The following is a 16,545-nucleotide window of genomic DNA, read 5'->3' as shown; positions in this document are numbered from 1 at the left end:
TGAATTGGCCGCCGGATTTATCCAGCGGCCAAATTTCTATTTTATCGTAGCAGGATCGATCAGCGGCTATCAGGCGTGCGAAGGCCGATCCACTTGTCCTTGACCGCTTCGTAATGCTCTTCCGGCCGGTGCTCAGCCACCTGCAATCCAAGTTGGGCTGCCGTCAAACGGCCAGTTCCCGACAGAGCAGCATAGCTGGTAACAACCGCATCGCGCTCAGCCTGCACAAGATTGATTTGCGCTGTCAGAACATTGGTCTGCTCGTTCAATACGTCGAGTGTCGTGCGCTGACCAACTTTACGTTCTTCAATAACGCCGTTCAATGCGAGCTGAGCAGCGGCGACAGCAGTCCTTTGAGCAACAATGGATGCCTTGGCGGCTTCCATTTCGGCAAAAGCGCTGGCGATAGCCTGACGAACATCGTCACGCGCTACGTCAACTTCGATCCGGCGCTGCGCCACGGTTTCCTTGCCTTGGCGAACACGAGCCGATGTGCGGCCACCGCTGTAAATCGGAACGGTAACCTGAATTCCAGCCGACGCGCTTGTCGAATTATTGCTGCTGGTAGAAAGATCGCTTGGCTCGCCCCATATTTCGTCGCGGCTGATCTCGCCTCTCAAATTCACCTGAGGAAGCAATTCGCCTTCTGTTGCCTTGACCGTATAGCCAGCGGCATCCACGGCATAGCGTGTCGACAGAATAGCAGGATGCGTATTCTCGGCTATGGCATAGGCTTCGTCCATATTGCGCGGCAATGACTTTTTGGCAGCTGGTGCGCGCTCAAGTCGTCCCGGTGCTTCGCCGACCACCTGAATATAGGTTGCCTCGGCGGTTTTTTCGTTTGATTTGGCAAGGTTCAGCTGCGCAATGGCCGTTGCTTTCTGGGCATCTGCCTGTGCAACGTCGGTACGCGTACCCTCACCCACGTCAAAACGAGCGCGCGCAGCACGAAGCTGTTCGTCAAGCGCTTCGATATTCCGCTGGCGAAGAACGACGATCTGACGGGTCAGATAGACATCCATATAGGCTTGCACCGCAGCGAAAAGCTGATTCTGTTCCGTGTTGCGCAGGTTTTCACGGGCGGCCAGAACCTGGGTTTTTGAGGCTGAGACCGTGTTCTTGGTGGTGAACCCGTCAAAGAGCATCTGATTGACAGTAACGCCGAACACGGCGGTATTTGAGGTGCCGTCATTCACAAACCCCGTGCCTGTCGATCGGCCCCGTCCATCCAGTCTGGTATAGGTCGATGTGAGGTTTGCGGAAGCAGAGATAGTCGGCCGGTAGCCCGACTTGGCAATCGCCACGCCTTCATCAGTAACGCGAACGCCTGCCCTTGTGGCGTTAAGAGTGGAGTTGTTGTTGTAGGCTTTGGCCATTGCGCCAAAGATCGTCTCAGCCATTGAAGGCGTAGAGGCTAGTACCGTGGCTGACATCAGCGCTGCGGTCAGTAATCGCTTACCCGCTATGAACACTATAAACCCCTTCATGTCTCAATATTCAGACCGAACCAATCGGTTCGACGTTGTAACTTCAATACAAGCCAATTTCCGAATTGACCACAGTTGCAAACCCCAATTCGCAAACAAAGTGGTCAACCGTTGCACTTATGTCTCACGTGCGACACGCTTAGAATTCGAATTCAGGAACTTTGCCGAAGCCTGGGAGAGGCTTTATCGCCGAATTGAAAGCGCGACGTCCTGATACGATTCCTTCGTTCTTCACGTAAATCATTGATTTTCCGGAGTTTCCGCTGCCTTCAACGGCAACGAGTCGCCCCCCATCCTTCAACTGATCGAATAATGTAACAGGAACGTGGTCAACGCTACCCTCAATTATGATTACATCAAAAGGTGCTTCAGACGCGTAGCCCTTTTCCAGCGGCCCGGTTAAGACCACGACATTATCATAGCCCAGGGACGACAGGATTGAAGTAGCCTGACCGGCGAGATTTGCATCAGCCTCCACAGCGATAACCGAGCTGGAGATTCGCGAGAGAATGGCTGCCGAATATCCTGTCGCGCAACCGATATCGAGAACAACATCTTCAGGCTGGATATTGGCAAGCTGAACGAGCTTGGCAAAAGGCGAAGCTTGCATGATGTAGCGCGCTCCTGCCTCGGCCGTCGGCGTTGAGACCATGACATCGTCATCAATATAAGCGAGCGGTGCACGAACACTTGGTACGAATTTCTCGCGCGGGACATCCAGAAACGCCTGCAACAGAGGCTTGTCCGTCACATCAGTTGTACGCAACTGGTTATCGACCATCTTGGTCCGCAGATCTTCGAAATTCAGCACCATATTCCAAGCTTTCCTAACAGCACGAGCACTGCGATCACGTTATGCATCCAACAAAGGCGCAATGCGCAAAAGCATTATGAGACTCCGTATAACCTTTTCCGGAAGGCGATTCCAGTATGAGGTTATGCAGAACACTTCGACCATGCAAAACATGTTTATGCCAGTTGGGCACGGATCCGGTGAACTCGAAAGCATATTGGAACCAGAACGCCAACCCACAAGGGGTGTGTCAAAAAATGAAGGGCACGTCAATTGAGCGCGGCGGTGCAAAATATTTCTACTGACTTTCCAGTACCGGTTACTTTCGGTTTGTGATAAAACCTTCTTAACCCTATGAATCTTCCTGTATTGTATCCAATGTCGGCACCTGTCATTCTACACACAGCAAAAATGGAGTCGTTCAAGTGAACGATGGGAACTTTAGGCGAATGATTGAAACCAAGGGATTTGGTGATTTTCCTGTCAGCCAGGACGAGCTCACGGGACTCGCCGACCGCGCTGCACTGGAAGAACATCTCGATAGTCTGTTCGGCTCCTACGCTGATAGCGACTTTGACGACCGGCTGCAATTTGCGATTCTCTGCATTGATCTGGACGGCTTCAAGCAATTCAACGAAAAATACGGGCGCGCCGAAGGTGATCTTGTCTTAAAGCTTGTCGCTGACCGCCTTCAAACATGCATGCGCAAGAATGATGTCGTCTACCGCATTGATGGTGACGAATTTGCCGTCGTGTTGCTTCAGGTCACTGCCAATGAAGTTGCAAGCGTGGCAGACCGTATCATCGGCAGCGTTTCTCAGCCCTATGATCTTACCAATGCGGATTCGGCAGCTATCACGGTTACCATTGGAGCAGCTCTTGCGCCACGTGATGGCGATACGCCGGAAAGCTTGCTTTGGTGCGGAGATGCAGCCCTTTATATTGCCAAGAAGGCAGGCAAAGGCATCTATCGTCGTTATTCCGAGCGTCGTTCCAGCTAAAAGAACTCATCAAGCAGCCGGTAATAAGTTACGCGGGTAGAATCCGCCTCAACACCATATAGCTTGAAAAATGGTTCGACCCATTCAGCGCCCAGATTATCCTCAATGCTCCTGCTGGCCAGAGCAAGATCCTGATACCGATCTGCGATCCCAAGGCGTGCGCAATCAACAAAACCGGTAAATTGCGAGCCGTCGCTCAATATATTCGGCAGGCACGCGTCGCCGTGCGTTACCACCAAATCCTCATTGCTTGGGCGTGTTGCTACAAGTCTCTCGAAAAGTTCAGCAGCAGTGGGTCCAACCTCATCGAAATCAGTTTCGTCCACCTGATTGCCAATCACTCGGGAAAGGGCAATTGGAATTCGATCTTCAAGACTATGGTTAAACGGACAGCCCGCTATATCAAGCTGGTGTAAAGCTTTAAGCGACCGGGCAACAATTCTGATGACAGCTTCGGCGGAAATCTCCACGTTTGATGCGAGATCACGCCCCTGCACCGCGCTCATCAGCAACCAGAGGCGATCGCCCTGTTCTGCCTGATCCAGAACGCGCGGTGCTGCAATAGCTTGCCCTGCCAACCATTGCAGCCGCTTTATCTCATCGAATAGTTCGGTGAACTCTCCAATCAGCTCGCTTTTTACGAATAAGGTCGGACGCTCTGCCGCTTCGAGACGAAATACCAGCGCTCCGGATTCTCCGATGGTTTGCGTTATCCAACTATACTTCGCTAGCCGCTCCTCCCATACGGATGGCATAGCGTAATCTTGATCAGTCATTTGGTAAGGCCTCGAATTGGGAGCAATTTCTGGCTAGGAGAGGCGCGACGCCAAAACCTTGTCGACGCGGCGATGATCAAGATCGACAACCTCGAAACGCCAATCATCAAACTCCATGGATTCGCCCGTCATTGGAATTCGCTGCAAACGGTCAATGACAAAACCGGCCACCGTTTCATATGGCCTTGTCGCGGGCAGGTCTATTCCCAAGAGGTCCGCCATCTCATCAACCGGCATCCAGCCTGCAAGAAGCCAGGAACCATCCTCCCGCCTCACCGCTTCCGGCTCTGATTGATCTTCATCCGAGGCGAACGCGCCTGCGATGGCATCAAGAATATCGGCGGGCGTCAGCAGGCCTTCAAAATGGCCGTATTCATCATGGACGAGTGCCATGGGAACGTCAGAGTCACGCAAGACTTTGAGCGCAGCCAGCGCATCAAGCGTATCCGGGATGATGGGTGCGTGCCTGACATGCTCGCGGATCACGACCATTGACGAGGCAAGCATGGGTTCGATCATGTCCCTGAGCATGATGACGCCAATGACATTGTCGCGGTCGCCTTCAAAAGCTGGAAGACAGGAATGATTTGCGGATATCAATTTGCGCTTCAGCGCTATGGCATCTTCATCGATATCAACCATTTCAACTTCCGTGCGCGGGGTCATGACGGCCCGCACGCTTCGATCACCCAGCCGGATAACGCCGGAAATCATGGACCTCTCGGCCTCTTCGATCACGCCGGTATTTCCCGCCTCTGCTACAATTGTCAGGATCTCCTCATCGGTAATCGAGCTTTCCGATGCGGTGGAAATACCGAGCAGCCGGAACACACCCCTTGTCGATGCGTCCAGCGCCCAGACGGCAGGTGCCGCCACCCGTGACAGGATATTCATGGGCCGCGCGATGAAACAGGCGATGCGTTCAGGGTTTTTCAGCGCCAAATGTTTTGGCACAAGTTCCCCGATGATGACTGACAGATAGGTAATGATGCCAATAACCAACGCATAGCCGCCTATATCGGCAATATCCGGGCGAACGCCGATGCCAACCAGAAAACCGCTCATGCGCGCGCCTAGCGTGGCGCCCGAAAACGCACCAGCAACAATGCCGACAAGCGTAATGCCGATCTGCACGGTGGACAGGAACTTTCCGGGGTTTTCTGAAAGGGCAATCGCCGCACGGGCTCCGGCAATACCACGGTCTGCCAACATCTCAAGACGGGCCTTCCTGGCCGAAACGACCGCCAGTTCCGAAAGCGCAAATACGCCATTGAGGATAATAAGAAACCCGACGACAGCCAATTCAAACATGAAGCAAGAAAATCCCAAATAAACCAATCTCTTATAGATTGGCCATGAAGTGTTTTATGTGAAGAAATCAGCCGATTGGAAAGCTGTTTTCCAAATTGTACCAACGGATATCATATTGCACCGGCATGCAACATGAATTCGTAATTTACCTGCAATATGCCGGCTACCAAGAGTATTATTTTCACGATAGAACCCGGCATATTGATCCAAAGAGCCAAATTAAATCAATACTATAGCTTGGTTCCAGTATGGCCAAATCCGCTTACCGTCATCAATCACGGTCATCGGCACCCCTACGCCTTCATGCCTCACCGATTGGTCATTTCACTGATCCCGGGGGCTTTTGTCACCCCCCAGCCATATTTGCACCGGCAGATTTCAATTGACCCGGCATGATGAATGGAATGTACTCAAGGTTGTATGGTTGCAAATATTCAACCACTTGAGGGAGCGAAGCATGTCAATGATGCGAAATCTTTTATATGCGGGTGTACTGGCTTCGGCATCGTTTGCCGTTGCGCCTGCCTATGCCTTGACGGCGAAGGAATGCAGCGTGAAATATCAGGCTGCCAAAGACGCAGGAACGCTGGGCGGCCTGAAGTGGAACGATTTCCGCAAGGCGGAGTGCGCTTCGGACGATTCGCCTGCGGCTAGTACAAAGACAACAACCGCGAAAAAAGCAAAAACGACCGCTGCAGCCAGTAATGACGACGACAGCGGATTGACCATGAAGGAATGCAGCGCCAAGTACCAGGCAGCAAAGAGCGCGGGTACACTTGGCGATGTCAAATGGAACGATTTCCGCAAAACGCAATGCAGTGCGGACGCTGCTGCTGCGCCGGTTACAAAGACCAAGACAGCGAAGTCGCAAGCCAATGACGACGATGATTCCGGTGGCGGACTGACGATGAAAGAATGCAGCGCCAAGTATCAGGCGGCAAAGAGCGCCGGCACACTTGGCGATGTCAAATGGAATGATTTCCGCAAATCGCAATGCAGCGCAGGTGCTGCTGCAGCGCCGGTCACAAAAACCAAGACGGCAAAGTCACAAGCCAACGACAATGATGATTCAGGTAGCGGCCTGACGATGAAGGAATGCAGCGTGAAATATCAGGCTGCCAAAGACGCTGGAACGCTGGGTGGCCTGAAGTGGAACGACTTCCGCAAGGCACAATGCGCCGCCGGAGCAACCGCAGCCAATGATGATGACGATGATTCTGCGCCATCCGTGGACAATGCCACCTATACAGATGATCCGCCCGCCCCAACGACAAGGGCTCCGCGCGGCGTGGCTTTTCCGAGCGCCGTTTCCACGAAATATTCTACGGAAAGCCCAGGCAAGGCACGTATGCATACCTGTCTGGACCAATATTACGCCAACAAGCAGAGAAATTCTCTTGGCAGCCTGAAATGGATACAGAAAGGCGGAGGATATTACAGCCTCTGCAATTCACGGCTAAAAAGCTGATTTGCGTCAAGGAGAACAGGCCGCACACCGCGTCCTGTTCTCCGGCACATTTACGTCACACCGCAAATCATGGACTGCTGTAGATTCGGAGACGAATCTACAGGCCAATAAAAACAACTGGCGCGCTGCAACACCCTTGATGAAATTGCCCACACCAACTCAGCCGGTTAATCGCCGCTTGCGTATAGAATGGTGGGACCGGAGGGACACCGGAAAGCATTTCAGCTCAATAGGTTACAGCAGAGTGGGACAATTCCCTGCCCTTTGAAATCATTATAGAATTTGCATCGACTGTCCCGCTTCACTCGCCATATTTAATTGGGCAAATGATTTACTGCTTGATCAACTTGCGGCCGCGCGTGCGAGAGCCGCATCCTGCTCTGGCGTCCCACCAGAAACTCCGATAGCACCGATTAATACACCGTCGCCATTAAACAGCGGGAGGCCGCCGCCCATTAGCAGCAAGCCGCCCGCGTGGATGTGATCAAAATGCGGGACCGGCTCACCAACTTGTGGCGGAGCGTTCAGTGCCTCACTTGGTGCCTGGAACATCACGGAGGCGCGAGCCTTGGCGATGGCCAACTCGTTTGAAGCCAGCCATGCACCATCCATCCGGGAGAAAGTGACAAGGTGTGCGCCAGTGTCAAGGATCGCGAAGACGGCATTAAGGCCGGCTTCTTTTGCAGCGCCGTGGCCCTGAACTACAATTTGGTGCGCATGATCAAGTGTCAGATCAGGCATTTTGCGTCCACTCTGTTTCTTGCCACCGCTTCGCAGCTTCAATGGTCGCGTGCGGGCGCATGGTGCGATATAGGTGTTCCTCAGCAGGGATGATCTCAACCATGGCATCAATCATCTCCTTCGGGTCAGCTTGACCAACCAAGCTGTCACCAAAATCCGGCATCGGTACCACTGCGGAATCCGCATTGTACCATTGCACATAACTCTCAGCGCCGGTGTCATTGAAACCCGTGCCAAAGACACCAGGATTGACAGTGGCCACTTTGACGCCGTAGGGCGCAAGTTCCGCCTTCATCGAGCCAGCGATGGCCTCGATTGCATGTTTCGTAGCGCAGTAGACACCGAGGAATGGCACCACAAGAATACCGCCCATTGATGAGGTCCATACAATTTTTCCGGATTTTCGGGCTACCATCTTCGGGACGATGGCTTGGACTAATTGCAGATGTCCAAACACGTTGATGTCGAATGACTCTCGTACGCGTTGCATTGGAATATCGACTATAGAACCGCCCTCCATGACACCGGCGTTGAGAACCAATACGTCAGGGTCGAACGAGCCCGCGTGGGCGATGTCGAGTTCGTCGAGCAGGTTCAACTTGATTACATCAAGTTTGACGCCCGCCTCGGCAGCGTCGGCGCGCAGACTGCGAACCTGCGGCCAAGTTTCGGCGGTAGCCACTACCGCGTGCCCGAGACGCGCAAGTTCTATCGCTGCGCCGCAGCCAAAACCAGAACTGGCGCCTGTAATCAGTATTTTTTTGAACATGTGTTTTCCTTGCGATTGTTATTCCGGGGAGTGTATGGAACATACTGAATCAAAACAATCTCATGAATGCTTGATGCTTATATGAAGAACTCTCATCAATTAAAGGGCGGCGATTTATTCGCCTATACCGTTTTCCTGGCAATTGCGACGCACCGCAGTTTTCGTGGAGCTGCAACTGAGCTCAATATTACCGCATCAGCAGTCAGTCATTCGCTCAAGACATTTGAGCAGCGCTTGGGTGTCCGTCTCTTCAATCGTACGACACGTAGCGTCTCTCTAACCGAGGCGGGAGAACGGCTCGCAGCCAAACTCCGTCCGGCAGTGTCTGCAATTGAAGAAGCTATACAAGAAGTGGACGATCTGCGCGAAACTCCAAGTGGGACGTTGAGAATCAATGCCAGCGAAGGTGCGATACGTTTGATCCTCCGACCGATCCTTGCACGGTTTCTGCGAACCTATCCCCAAATTCACCTCGATATCGTGAGCGATGGTCGGCTCAGCAATATTGTCGCGGACGGGTTCGATGCCGGCATCCGACTTGCCGAGGCCGTGCCGCAGGACATGATAGCCATCCCTTTGACTGGCAACATCCACTTTGCGGCAGTCGCGTCTCCTGAATACCTCACTGTTCGTGGTCGGCCGACAACACCTCAGGACCTCCATAACCATGACTGCATCCGTTTTCGCTTTGAAAGCGGCGCGATCTACAACTGGGAATTTGAGCGGCACGGTAATGTCGAAACGATAAATGTCACCGGGCCGTTAACCTTGTCTGACCAGCCATTGATGGTGGATGCGGCGATCGATGGAATTGGCATTGCCTTTGTCCCGGACCACCTTGCCACGGATGCCCTGCGCGATGGTCGCCTCGAGCGTGTCTTGGAAGATTGGTGTCCCCCATTTCCGGGGCTGTGTCTTTACTACCCTGGCCATCGCCACATACCCCTCGCTCTACGCTTGTTAATCACTACGATCAAAGATAGACAATCTCTGGGGCGACGATCTTAGACAACACCGCGCGCTCGGGTACTGACGGGTCGTTTGCTCCGCATCGTGCGCTGCGTCTTGTAAAACCTACAATGGGGCATTGTTTGAAGGAGCGCAGCATGACGGGGCCACGACTTATTGCAAGTTGCCCAAAATGCGTTCGGAGGAAACAAAGTGATAACTCCTCCAAGGCTGATCAAAACACTTCGTCGTGCTCGTATCATCCCAAAAGAACTCGCAGTTCTGCTACAGGATATTCAGTCTAAATAAAGAACAATCAATGAGGTTAAACGTCCGGCGTGACAGGCCGATAGATTGCCTTGTTAAAACAAAGAATGTTTCAATTTCCTCCGCACAATAACGCGCTATAAAAAACACTAAAGTTGAACTCAGGCGGGATCGTGCCCACAAGTGTGTTGACTCTTTCTTCAGACGAGAACATTGGCTCGCCTTTGGTCCATCTCATTTGAACAGGCCTTGAACTTGATCCGAGTTCTCCTTGATCCACTCAAGGTGGTGAGCAAGGTTGTTGTTCACATCATCGATGATGTCCGACAGGTAAATTTTGTCTGCCGACAGACTGATCGTTGAAAGAGCACCTTCTGGACTGGCCACAGACTGACAACGGAATATGCCGCTTGCCGAGTACACGCCGGTATCCGTGTCCAAGATGCTCAAGCCCTTCAAGCTCACTTCCCGTCCACCAGTGCTTGCCAGTTTTACTGGATCTGCAACGCGAGGAAGTGCTGCAGCAGCGGTTGCAATAGGCGCAAAGCCGATGAGAGCTAAAAGGCTGCGACGGTTCATGCTGGTTCTCCCATATCAAGGGCGGCAACGATATCTCGGTACGAACAGCGCAGAAGCGCTCCGATAGCTGAGATACCGATTTCCTTGAGCAGACCGTCGACATCGTCATATCTCAAGAACAAGCGGGCAGTGGTCTGACACCTCTGGTTCGGTCACCACCGTGAAATGCTGAATTGAGACGTACTGATTCACGAGCATGTAGTCGGCAAACTTACCCGGCTTTCGATAGTACGAGCTTCGCGTTCCTTCGAACCCTCCGGTCGTGACAAGGTCCATCAGACCGATCTGGGCCAGCACGGCGAACGTCTCGCTTCCCGGCTCAATGTTAAAATCCCCGCACACGATTAGCGGATCGTCCGGCTCCGCGACTTGCTTCATCAGGTCCGCGAGTCTTTCGGCTTGGACACGTCTTTCGGGAGTATCCATTTTTCCGCCGAGATCGCGCAGTCCATGCATGTGTCCGATACATATCGCCCGTTCCCTTGTGTAGTCATAGATGCGGATCGCATGGGCGCACCGCGACCTTGGGTGATCGCCATATCCGTGAGGAGAAAACGACTTATGCACGAACCCTTGTGCTTGCGCCGTGATCGGCAGAGAACGATGAACGAACGTGGCCAGTCCCCATTGCGATGGGACTACCTTCTCGCCATCCCAGAGCACCCCTTGGGCTGCCGGGCAGAATAGGGCGGCATGATCGGGCAAAGCCGCAGCAACGTCGCGGAAGAAATTCGCGCGTTGAGGCAAGATGTGGTCCCCATCCCGATAGATGAGCCAATCTTTCTCGGTTTCTGGGCTATGAACCACCTCTTGCAGGCAAAGGACATCAGGCTGGTCGGACTGAAGATACGATATCAACGCCTCGTGCAGTTTCCCGCCCCAGCCATTTAGACTCATGATTCTCATTTTAACTCGTTCCCGGCATTTCATGTCTAAAGGAACTTGGAGGTTCAATTCGTCCTGTCCCGTTGTTCGCTCTATCTTATCGTCACAGCTATATCATCCCCATGGCTCTGGACTAGATGAAGTATCAGGACGCACTGTAATCGTGCCTCCTTTTTATGAGGCTGGCAGTCTACGCGAGCTTTCCCCTGCCTTTTAACCGACTAGACGAACCAGTCGCCAGACTGGCGGATCGTCTATGCTGGCGATGCAGCCGTCCTGAATTGCTATAGATGGAACTAAAATCGGACTGGTCTAATCCACCTCTGAATAAATCAAGAGGTTGGAAATGCCCGACAAAAAACCGAAGAATGACAACCGCCAGAGATTAAGAGAACTTTCAGATGATGATCGAGAAGTCCTTATAATTCAGATACTTATGCTTGGGGATTTAGGCGTTGGAGGCCTCGCCCGGAATCGAACCGGGGTGCAAGGATTTGCAGTCCTCTGCGTAACCACTCCGCCACGAGGCCTCAACTGCAAAATAGCTAATGAAATTAACTACTTATGGAAGTGACGCATTTTCATTCTGAACTCGGTCACTCGCGGCGTTCTGAATAGTCGTTTTTGTTTTGTGCTGCAACAGCTAAAATCACTCATTCACAGACAGGCCGCATTCTGCTTAACAAATGGAAACTGTCACACAGCACAACTTCGGCATAGAGTGCCGTAAGCAGCGTCAATTTTTGTCTTTGTCCGTGCCAAACCGGCTGGCTTTCCAGCGGCGCAGAATTTTGACTTCGAGCTGGCGGCGTTTGCGCCGGACGATGGCCGAATCCTGCGAGAGCACGACGAGACCTAAAGGAACCATCCAAAATCCAAGCACGGGCAGAAAGCCCAATATGCCTCCCGCAACCAACCCTCCGCCAAGCGTGCGACGCATTGCCACCGACTGCGGCACGGGTATGTGCCGTCCGAGAATGCGGATATGCCGTCGCCTGTGAGGCTTTTCGGCGTGATCGCCAAGGTTATCGGTCTGTTTAGGTCCGTCGGACACTCAAAATCCTTCTGCTTCACTGGACGGGATAGCCCTGATGTAGGAAGTGTTTTTGCTGATGCCAGCGTTTTGTTGTGCACATTAAGTGAAAAAAAGTGAAATGGTCCTTTGCAAAAGCGAAACCCTTTTGCTATAGGCCACCTCGCTGATGACTGAAAAGCTATTCCCCGGTAGCTCAGTGGTAGAGCAACCGGCTGTTAACCGGTTGGTCGCTGGTTCGAATCCGGCCCGGGGAGCCAGTCACTTCAAAGGCTTAGCGAGAAATCGCTAAGCCTTTTGCTTTTCTGGCGTTCTGCCGCGGGAAAACCACCTCATAATCACGTGGACATAGAGAAAAACCAATATAAGCTTGTGTCATCTTAAGCTCCGCTCTGAGAGAGGCTGATGCCATTCGGATCACGCAAAGAAACGCAATTCACGCCGCATGAGTGGGACATTATGGACCGCGCTCATGAAACAGCCTCCACTATTCTTGGCCGGGATCGCCGGCTTCATCCCGATGCAAGCAGGCTAGCCCGAATCGTCATGACGCTTTTTGCGCAAGGATTACGCGATCCGGAGGAAATTGCTTCCCTTGCCGCTGATCGTGAACTTGGCAATGAGTTGACGACCGGGGCTATGGTCCCGGGACGCAAGGCTCCTATCGACGATTCGGATTTTGAGTAACACACCTGATTGTGTCGTGGCGTCAGCGGCCCGTGCGGCAAATGACGACGCCAAAAAAATGCTGATTGCGTTTACTTGATTCAACAATGCTGCGCCTCCAATCGAACATTCGACCTAACGTGCTTCCGTCAGGCAGCTTCGCGTGCTTTACTAACTCCATCACCTAAGCGACATCAGGGAGGAAAATGAATGTCACTATCTGCGATCACCCGGCGTGCTAGTCTCGCCCTCGGCCTTTCACTGCTGGCAGCAACAGCTCTTGGAGGCTCCGCACAGGCGCAGGCCTTCCCCGATCGCCCCGTAACATTGGTGATTCCTTTCGCAGCCGGCGGGTCGACCGACGTGGTCGGACGCGTGATCGCCAATAAAATGTCCGACATACTTGGGCAGCAGATCGTGGTTCAGAATGTCGGCGGCGCTGGCGGCAGCCTCGGTACAGGCAATGTGGTTCGCGCTGATCCGGATGGCTATACGATCCTTATGGGAACGGTTGCAACGCACGCGCTCAATCCGCTCATCCTGAAAACCAAGCCATATGATGCTGAAAAGGACTTCACGCCGATTTCGCTACTGGTCATCGTGCCGAATGTCCTGGTTGTCAATCCGGAGCTGCCTGTAAAGAATGTCAAGGAACTGGTCGACCTCTTGAAGGCCAATCCGGATAAGTACAGCTATGCCTCTTCGGGCAACGGAACGCCGCTGCATCTTTCCGGAGAGTTGTTCAAGAAAATGGCCGGTGTCTCCCTGCAGCACATTCCGTATAAAGGTGCTGGCCCCGCTCTGAACGACGTGGTTGGCAATCAGGTGCCGATCATGTTTGACAATCTTCCTTCTTCTTCTTCCCATATGAAGGGCGGCACATTACGGGCGCTCGGCGTGACAACGACTAAGCGAGCAGCTTCCTTCCCCGATGTACCAACCATTGCCGAGACAATCCCCGGCTATGAAACCTATAGCTGGAATGCTCTGTTTGCTCCGGCCGGAACACCACCGGAAGTGGTCGCAACCTTAAACAAGGCAGCTGTAGAGGCCATGAAGGACCCTGTCGTGGTCGGTAAAATGAAGGAATTCAGCGCCGATATCGTTGGCTCCACTCCAGAAGAACTGGCCGCCCACGTCAAGGCTGAGATCACCAAATGGACGCCGGTCGTTAAAGACGCCAACGTCCAGATGGATTAATGAAAAGGGGATAACGGGCGCAAGCGCCTGTTATCCCCTCACCGCTATAGTCAAGAACGCATCAGCAAGGTTTCGCAAGATTAGAATCGTTCATCGCATGGAATATTTTAGAATTACTTTTAAACTATATGTATAGCGATCAAATCTGTTTAATAAGACATTCGAATGTCGCTTTTTTTAAACGGCCCGATTATGGTCAAAAAAATTGGTTAGCTTATATTTCCTTCGCATACGGGACTGTTTAATGAGACATCAGTGTATTGTAACTGCCGTTCTTATCGGTTTATTTTGCCTTTTAGGCGCTGTGGCCCTCCTTTCCAAAGACGATGTTTCCCCGGTTCAATCTCAAACCGACAGTCTTTCTGCCCCGATACCTCCGTCGAAATAACGCTTAGCTGGTGCGCGTGCCCAACTTTGCGTGGCTGTCGCTCAGATGCAGTTTGTGGTTCTGCATGGGTGCGATACACGGCGCATTGTTCAAACTTGTCAGACACTGTTTTACTCCGCCAGGGAATCACGCTCTTAGATCTCCTACGAATGCAGAACGATTTTTCCTGTTTTCCGAGCTGGGGCGGAACAAATTTGCCTTATCGCGAATTCGGTACAAAACGAGACTCTTATGACCACTCAACAAATCCTGTCCTTTACGGTCATCGCTCTCATGATGGCTGCCTTCATATCGGGACGCTTCCGCTATGACGTCGTGGCAATGTGTTCGCTGCTTGTGGCTGTGCTTGTCGGTGTCGTGCCTTATAAAGATGCGTTTCGCGGCTTCAGCGACGAGATTGTGATTATTGTTGGCAGCGCATTGGTGGTCAGCGCGGGGGTAGCACGGTCCGGACTCATGGAAGCAGCGGTTCAGCGCTTTGTGCCAAGCCTGTCATCGGTCCGGGCGCAACTTGCCATTCTCGTGATTGTCGTCACCATTCTAGCGGCTTTTGTTAAAAATATAGGCGCTCTGGCGATCATGATCCCAATCGCTTTTCAGTTTGCACGCCGCTCCAACGTATCGCCCTCGGTATTTTTAATGCCGATGTCGTTCGGTGCGCTGCTTGGCGGCCTGATGACTCAGATCGGCACGTCACCCAATATTGTCGTTTCGCGCATCCGCGCCGATATGGTGGGTGAAAGCTTCACCATGTTTGATTTCACGCCGGTTGGCGCGACTCTTGCGGCGGTGGGTATCATTTATCTTGTGCTGTTCTATTGGCTTGTGCCGGTGCGAACCCGCGAAGATATCTCTGCCGACGAAGCAATTGAAATACGAAATTATGTTTCCGAAGCCACTGTAGCCAAGGAATCCACGGTTATCGGCAAAAGCATGAGCGATGTGGTGAAGCCGGCGGAGGGTGGCGCTGTCGTGACATCCATCATTCGCAATGAAAGACATGTCACGCCCCTGCCCGATACGAAACTTGCCGAGGGTGACATCCTCATTTTGCAGGGCGATCCAAAAGCCCTTGATGCCATTGTCAACAGCGGAAAGCTGAAATTATCCCGCGATCGTTCCCATTCGGAGTCGGGTGGCCTTGCCGAAATCGATTCCATTGAGGCTGTTGTCGGTGATACTTCGCCATTGATCGGGCTTTCGGCGCGGGAACTGGCCTTGTTTGATCGCTATGATGTCAATCTTCTTGCCATCAGCAGACAGGGTGAACGGATCAAGGATCGCCTTGGTGAAGTGCGGTTTCAGTTGGGCGATGTCATTGTGCTTCAAGGCCGCGATAGCGTGCTTCCCAATCTGCTGCGTGAATTCGGCTGCCTTCCCCTGGCAAAGCGAACCATATTGCTGGGTAGCGTGCGCCGCGGGCTGGTGCCGCTGCTCATTCTGCTGGCAGCTATTGGCGTTACGGCTTTTAGCCTCCTGCCCGTATCTATAGCCTTCTTTGCGGCAGCAGTGGCCATGGTCTTGTTCAAGGCCATACCGCTGCGTGATTTATATACGGCAATTGACGGACCGATCCTCGTTATGCTCGCAGCGCTTATTCCAGTCAGCGATGCTTTGAGAACCACCGGCGGAACAGATTTGATTGGACATTTCCTCACGCAGATCGCTCATCAATTACCGCCCTTCGCGGCATTGGCGCTGATCCTTATTGCCGCAATGGCCGTGACGCCATTTCTCAATAATGCGGCGACAGTGCTGGTCATGGCTCCCATTGCGACAAGCTTTGCAACCGGCCTTGGCTTCCGGCCAGAGGCTTTTTTAATGGCGGTGGCAATTGGTGCCGGGTGCGATTTTCTCACCCCTATCGGGCATCAGTGCAATACGCTGGTCATGGGCCCAGGCGGCTATAAGTTCAACGATTACCCCAAGCTTGGCTTGCCCCTGTCGCTGATCATCGTGCTGACCGCCGTTCCTGCTCTGATGCTGTTTTGGCCGCTTAAATAGCCTGAGATTACGATATCAATTCCCTTTGAAATCTGTCACAAGCCATCTGCCCGCAAGGGCAAGGCGCGACTGCTATCAAATTGAGGATAGGGTCGGGCGGGCTGATTGACGTCTCTCCTGCCGCCGCGAAGTAACGTGGCCGTCTTTATTCTTTCCGCTGTGCCACAGCCTTTGCATTACAAAATATTAATTCGCCGATCATCTCCCGTTCATTTTGGCAACGCTACGG

15 protein-coding genes and 2 tRNA genes are annotated in these 16,545 nt (G+C 52.7%); 7 read left to right on the top strand and 10 right to left on the bottom strand.

Annotation, left to right across the window (positions count from 1 at the left end):
• Window positions 1–59: 59 nt before the first annotated feature.
• Together V9K92_RS19145 and V9K92_RS19140 are read right to left on the bottom strand one after the other, a co-directional pair.
• Window positions 60–1,487, bottom strand: coding sequence for a TolC family outer membrane protein (locus V9K92_RS19145; protein WP_115052907.1), 1,428 nt, complete (start codon window positions 1,485–1,487; stop codon window positions 60–62).
• Between the two features lie 139 nt (window positions 1,488–1,626).
• Entirely contained in the window at window positions 1,627–2,301 is a 675-nt protein-coding gene (locus V9K92_RS19140; protein ID WP_337354679.1) for a protein-L-isoaspartate O-methyltransferase family protein, read from the bottom strand.
• A gap of 428 nt (window positions 2,302–2,729) precedes the next feature.
• On the opposite strand from V9K92_RS19140, the gene V9K92_RS19135 reads away from it, so the two are divergent.
• Window positions 2,730–3,281 (top strand): diguanylate cyclase domain-containing protein, encoded by a 552-nt coding sequence (locus tag V9K92_RS19135; protein WP_115052904.1) that lies wholly within the window; start codon window positions 2,730–2,732, stop codon window positions 3,279–3,281.
• Here the strand turns inward: V9K92_RS19135 and V9K92_RS19130 are convergent.
• The gene (locus tag V9K92_RS19130; RefSeq protein ID WP_337354678.1) at window positions 3,278–4,057 is read right to left on the bottom strand and encodes an APH(3') family aminoglycoside O-phosphotransferase; all 780 of its coding nucleotides are present in this window, start codon (window positions 4,055–4,057) and stop codon (window positions 3,278–3,280) included. The genes V9K92_RS19135 and V9K92_RS19130 overlap by 4 nt on opposite strands.
• A gap of 33 nt (window positions 4,058–4,090) precedes the next feature.
• Window positions 4,091–5,368, bottom strand: a complete 1,278-nt coding sequence (locus tag V9K92_RS19125) for a hemolysin family protein (RefSeq protein WP_115052902.1) — start codon at window positions 5,366–5,368, stop codon at window positions 4,091–4,093.
• A 457-nt stretch (window positions 5,369–5,825) separates the two neighbouring features.
• Between V9K92_RS19125 and V9K92_RS19120 the strand changes: the two genes are divergently transcribed.
• Window positions 5,826–6,836: a hypothetical protein gene (locus V9K92_RS19120; RefSeq protein ID WP_115052901.1), complete on the top strand. Its 1,011-nt coding sequence runs from the start codon at window positions 5,826–5,828 to the stop codon at window positions 6,834–6,836.
• A 342-nt stretch (window positions 6,837–7,178) separates the two neighbouring features.
• Here V9K92_RS19120 and V9K92_RS19115 read toward each other — a convergent pair whose 3' ends face one another.
• On the bottom strand, window positions 7,179–7,577 hold the full coding sequence (locus tag V9K92_RS19115) for a GlcG/HbpS family heme-binding protein (RefSeq protein ID WP_307285472.1): 399 nt from the start codon (window positions 7,575–7,577) through the stop codon (window positions 7,179–7,181).
• The gene (locus tag V9K92_RS19110; RefSeq protein ID WP_337354677.1) at window positions 7,570–8,346 is read right to left on the bottom strand and encodes an SDR family oxidoreductase; all 777 of its coding nucleotides are present in this window, start codon (window positions 8,344–8,346) and stop codon (window positions 7,570–7,572) included. Before V9K92_RS19110 ends, V9K92_RS19115 begins: the two co-directional genes overlap by 8 nt.
• A gap of 81 nt (window positions 8,347–8,427) precedes the next feature.
• Between V9K92_RS19110 and V9K92_RS19105 the strand changes: the two genes are divergently transcribed.
• Window positions 8,428–9,354 carry a LysR substrate-binding domain-containing protein gene (locus V9K92_RS19105; RefSeq protein ID WP_337354676.1) on the top strand — a complete coding sequence of 309 codons (927 nt, stop codon included), beginning with the start codon at window positions 8,428–8,430 and terminating at the stop codon, window positions 9,352–9,354.
• Between the two features lie 441 nt (window positions 9,355–9,795).
• Here V9K92_RS19105 and V9K92_RS19100 read toward each other — a convergent pair whose 3' ends face one another.
• From V9K92_RS19100 to V9K92_RS19085, 4 genes are all read right to left on the bottom strand, one after another.
• On the bottom strand, window positions 9,796–10,140 hold the full coding sequence (locus tag V9K92_RS19100) for a hypothetical protein (protein WP_337354675.1): 345 nt from the start codon (window positions 10,138–10,140) through the stop codon (window positions 9,796–9,798).
• A gap of 105 nt (window positions 10,141–10,245) precedes the next feature.
• Window positions 10,246–11,046: an endonuclease/exonuclease/phosphatase family protein gene (locus V9K92_RS19095; RefSeq protein WP_337354674.1), complete on the bottom strand. Its 801-nt coding sequence runs from the start codon at window positions 11,044–11,046 to the stop codon at window positions 10,246–10,248.
• A gap of 435 nt (window positions 11,047–11,481) precedes the next feature.
• Window positions 11,482–11,555: transfer RNA gene (locus V9K92_RS19090), tRNA-Cys, on the bottom strand.
• A gap of 206 nt (window positions 11,556–11,761) precedes the next feature.
• Entirely contained in the window at window positions 11,762–12,079 is a 318-nt protein-coding gene (locus tag V9K92_RS19085; RefSeq protein ID WP_115052900.1) for a hypothetical protein, read from the bottom strand.
• A 164-nt stretch (window positions 12,080–12,243) separates the two neighbouring features.
• On the opposite strand from V9K92_RS19085, the gene V9K92_RS19080 reads away from it, so the two are divergent.
• From V9K92_RS19080 to V9K92_RS19065, 4 genes are all read left to right on the top strand, one after another.
• Window positions 12,244–12,318 (top strand) — tRNA-Asn (locus tag V9K92_RS19080).
• Window positions 12,319–12,463: 145 nt separating this feature from the next.
• Window positions 12,464–12,745, top strand: coding sequence for a hypothetical protein (locus V9K92_RS19075; RefSeq protein WP_337354673.1), 282 nt, complete (start codon window positions 12,464–12,466; stop codon window positions 12,743–12,745).
• A gap of 189 nt (window positions 12,746–12,934) precedes the next feature.
• Window positions 12,935–13,924, top strand: a complete 990-nt coding sequence (locus V9K92_RS19070) for a Bug family tripartite tricarboxylate transporter substrate binding protein (RefSeq protein WP_115052841.1) — start codon at window positions 12,935–12,937, stop codon at window positions 13,922–13,924.
• Window positions 13,925–14,543: 619 nt separating this feature from the next.
• Window positions 14,544–16,316: an SLC13 family permease gene (locus V9K92_RS19065; RefSeq protein WP_337354672.1), complete on the top strand. Its 1,773-nt coding sequence runs from the start codon at window positions 14,544–14,546 to the stop codon at window positions 16,314–16,316.
• The last annotated feature ends 229 nt before the right edge of the window (window positions 16,317–16,545 follow it).

This window comes from Phyllobacterium sp. CCNWLW109, from assembly GCF_037203905.1.
GTDB classification, from domain to species: Bacteria; Pseudomonadota; Alphaproteobacteria; order Rhizobiales; family Rhizobiaceae; genus Phyllobacterium; species Phyllobacterium ifriqiyense.
This window is presented reverse-complemented; position numbering and strand designations above follow the sequence as displayed.

Excerpts from the sequence above, each read along its gene's own strand:
- V9K92_RS19065 (WP_337354672.1), top strand. The coding sequence starts at position 14,544 with ATGACCACTCAACAAATCCTGTCCTTTACGGTCATCGCTCTCATGATG.
- V9K92_RS19110 (WP_337354677.1), bottom strand. The coding sequence starts at position 8,346 with ATGTTCAAAAAAATACTGATTACAGGCGCCAGTTCTGGTTTTGGCTGC.
- V9K92_RS19100 (WP_337354675.1), bottom strand. The coding sequence starts at position 10,140 with ATGAACCGTCGCAGCCTTTTAGCTCTCATCGGCTTTGCGCCTATTGCA.
- V9K92_RS19095 (WP_337354674.1), bottom strand. The coding sequence starts at position 11,046 with ATGAGAATCATGAGTCTAAATGGCTGGGGCGGGAAACTGCACGAGGCG.
- V9K92_RS19115 (WP_307285472.1), bottom strand. The coding sequence starts at position 7,577 with ATGCCTGATCTGACACTTGATCATGCGCACCAAATTGTAGTTCAGGGC.
- V9K92_RS19145 (WP_115052907.1), bottom strand. The coding sequence starts at position 1,487 with ATGAAGGGGTTTATAGTGTTCATAGCGGGTAAGCGATTACTGACCGCA.
- V9K92_RS19125 (WP_115052902.1), bottom strand. The coding sequence starts at position 5,368 with ATGTTTGAATTGGCTGTCGTCGGGTTTCTTATTATCCTCAATGGCGTA.
- V9K92_RS19120 (WP_115052901.1), top strand. The coding sequence starts at position 5,826 with ATGTCAATGATGCGAAATCTTTTATATGCGGGTGTACTGGCTTCGGCA.
- V9K92_RS19135 (WP_115052904.1), top strand. The coding sequence starts at position 2,730 with ATGATTGAAACCAAGGGATTTGGTGATTTTCCTGTCAGCCAGGACGAG.
- V9K92_RS19075 (WP_337354673.1), top strand. The coding sequence starts at position 12,464 with ATGCCATTCGGATCACGCAAAGAAACGCAATTCACGCCGCATGAGTGG.
- V9K92_RS19105 (WP_337354676.1), top strand. The coding sequence starts at position 8,428 with ATGAAGAACTCTCATCAATTAAAGGGCGGCGATTTATTCGCCTATACC.
- V9K92_RS19140 (WP_337354679.1), bottom strand. The coding sequence starts at position 2,301 with ATGGTGCTGAATTTCGAAGATCTGCGGACCAAGATGGTCGATAACCAG.
- V9K92_RS19130 (WP_337354678.1), bottom strand. The coding sequence starts at position 4,057 with ATGACTGATCAAGATTACGCTATGCCATCCGTATGGGAGGAGCGGCTA.
- V9K92_RS19070 (WP_115052841.1), top strand. The coding sequence starts at position 12,935 with ATGTCACTATCTGCGATCACCCGGCGTGCTAGTCTCGCCCTCGGCCTT.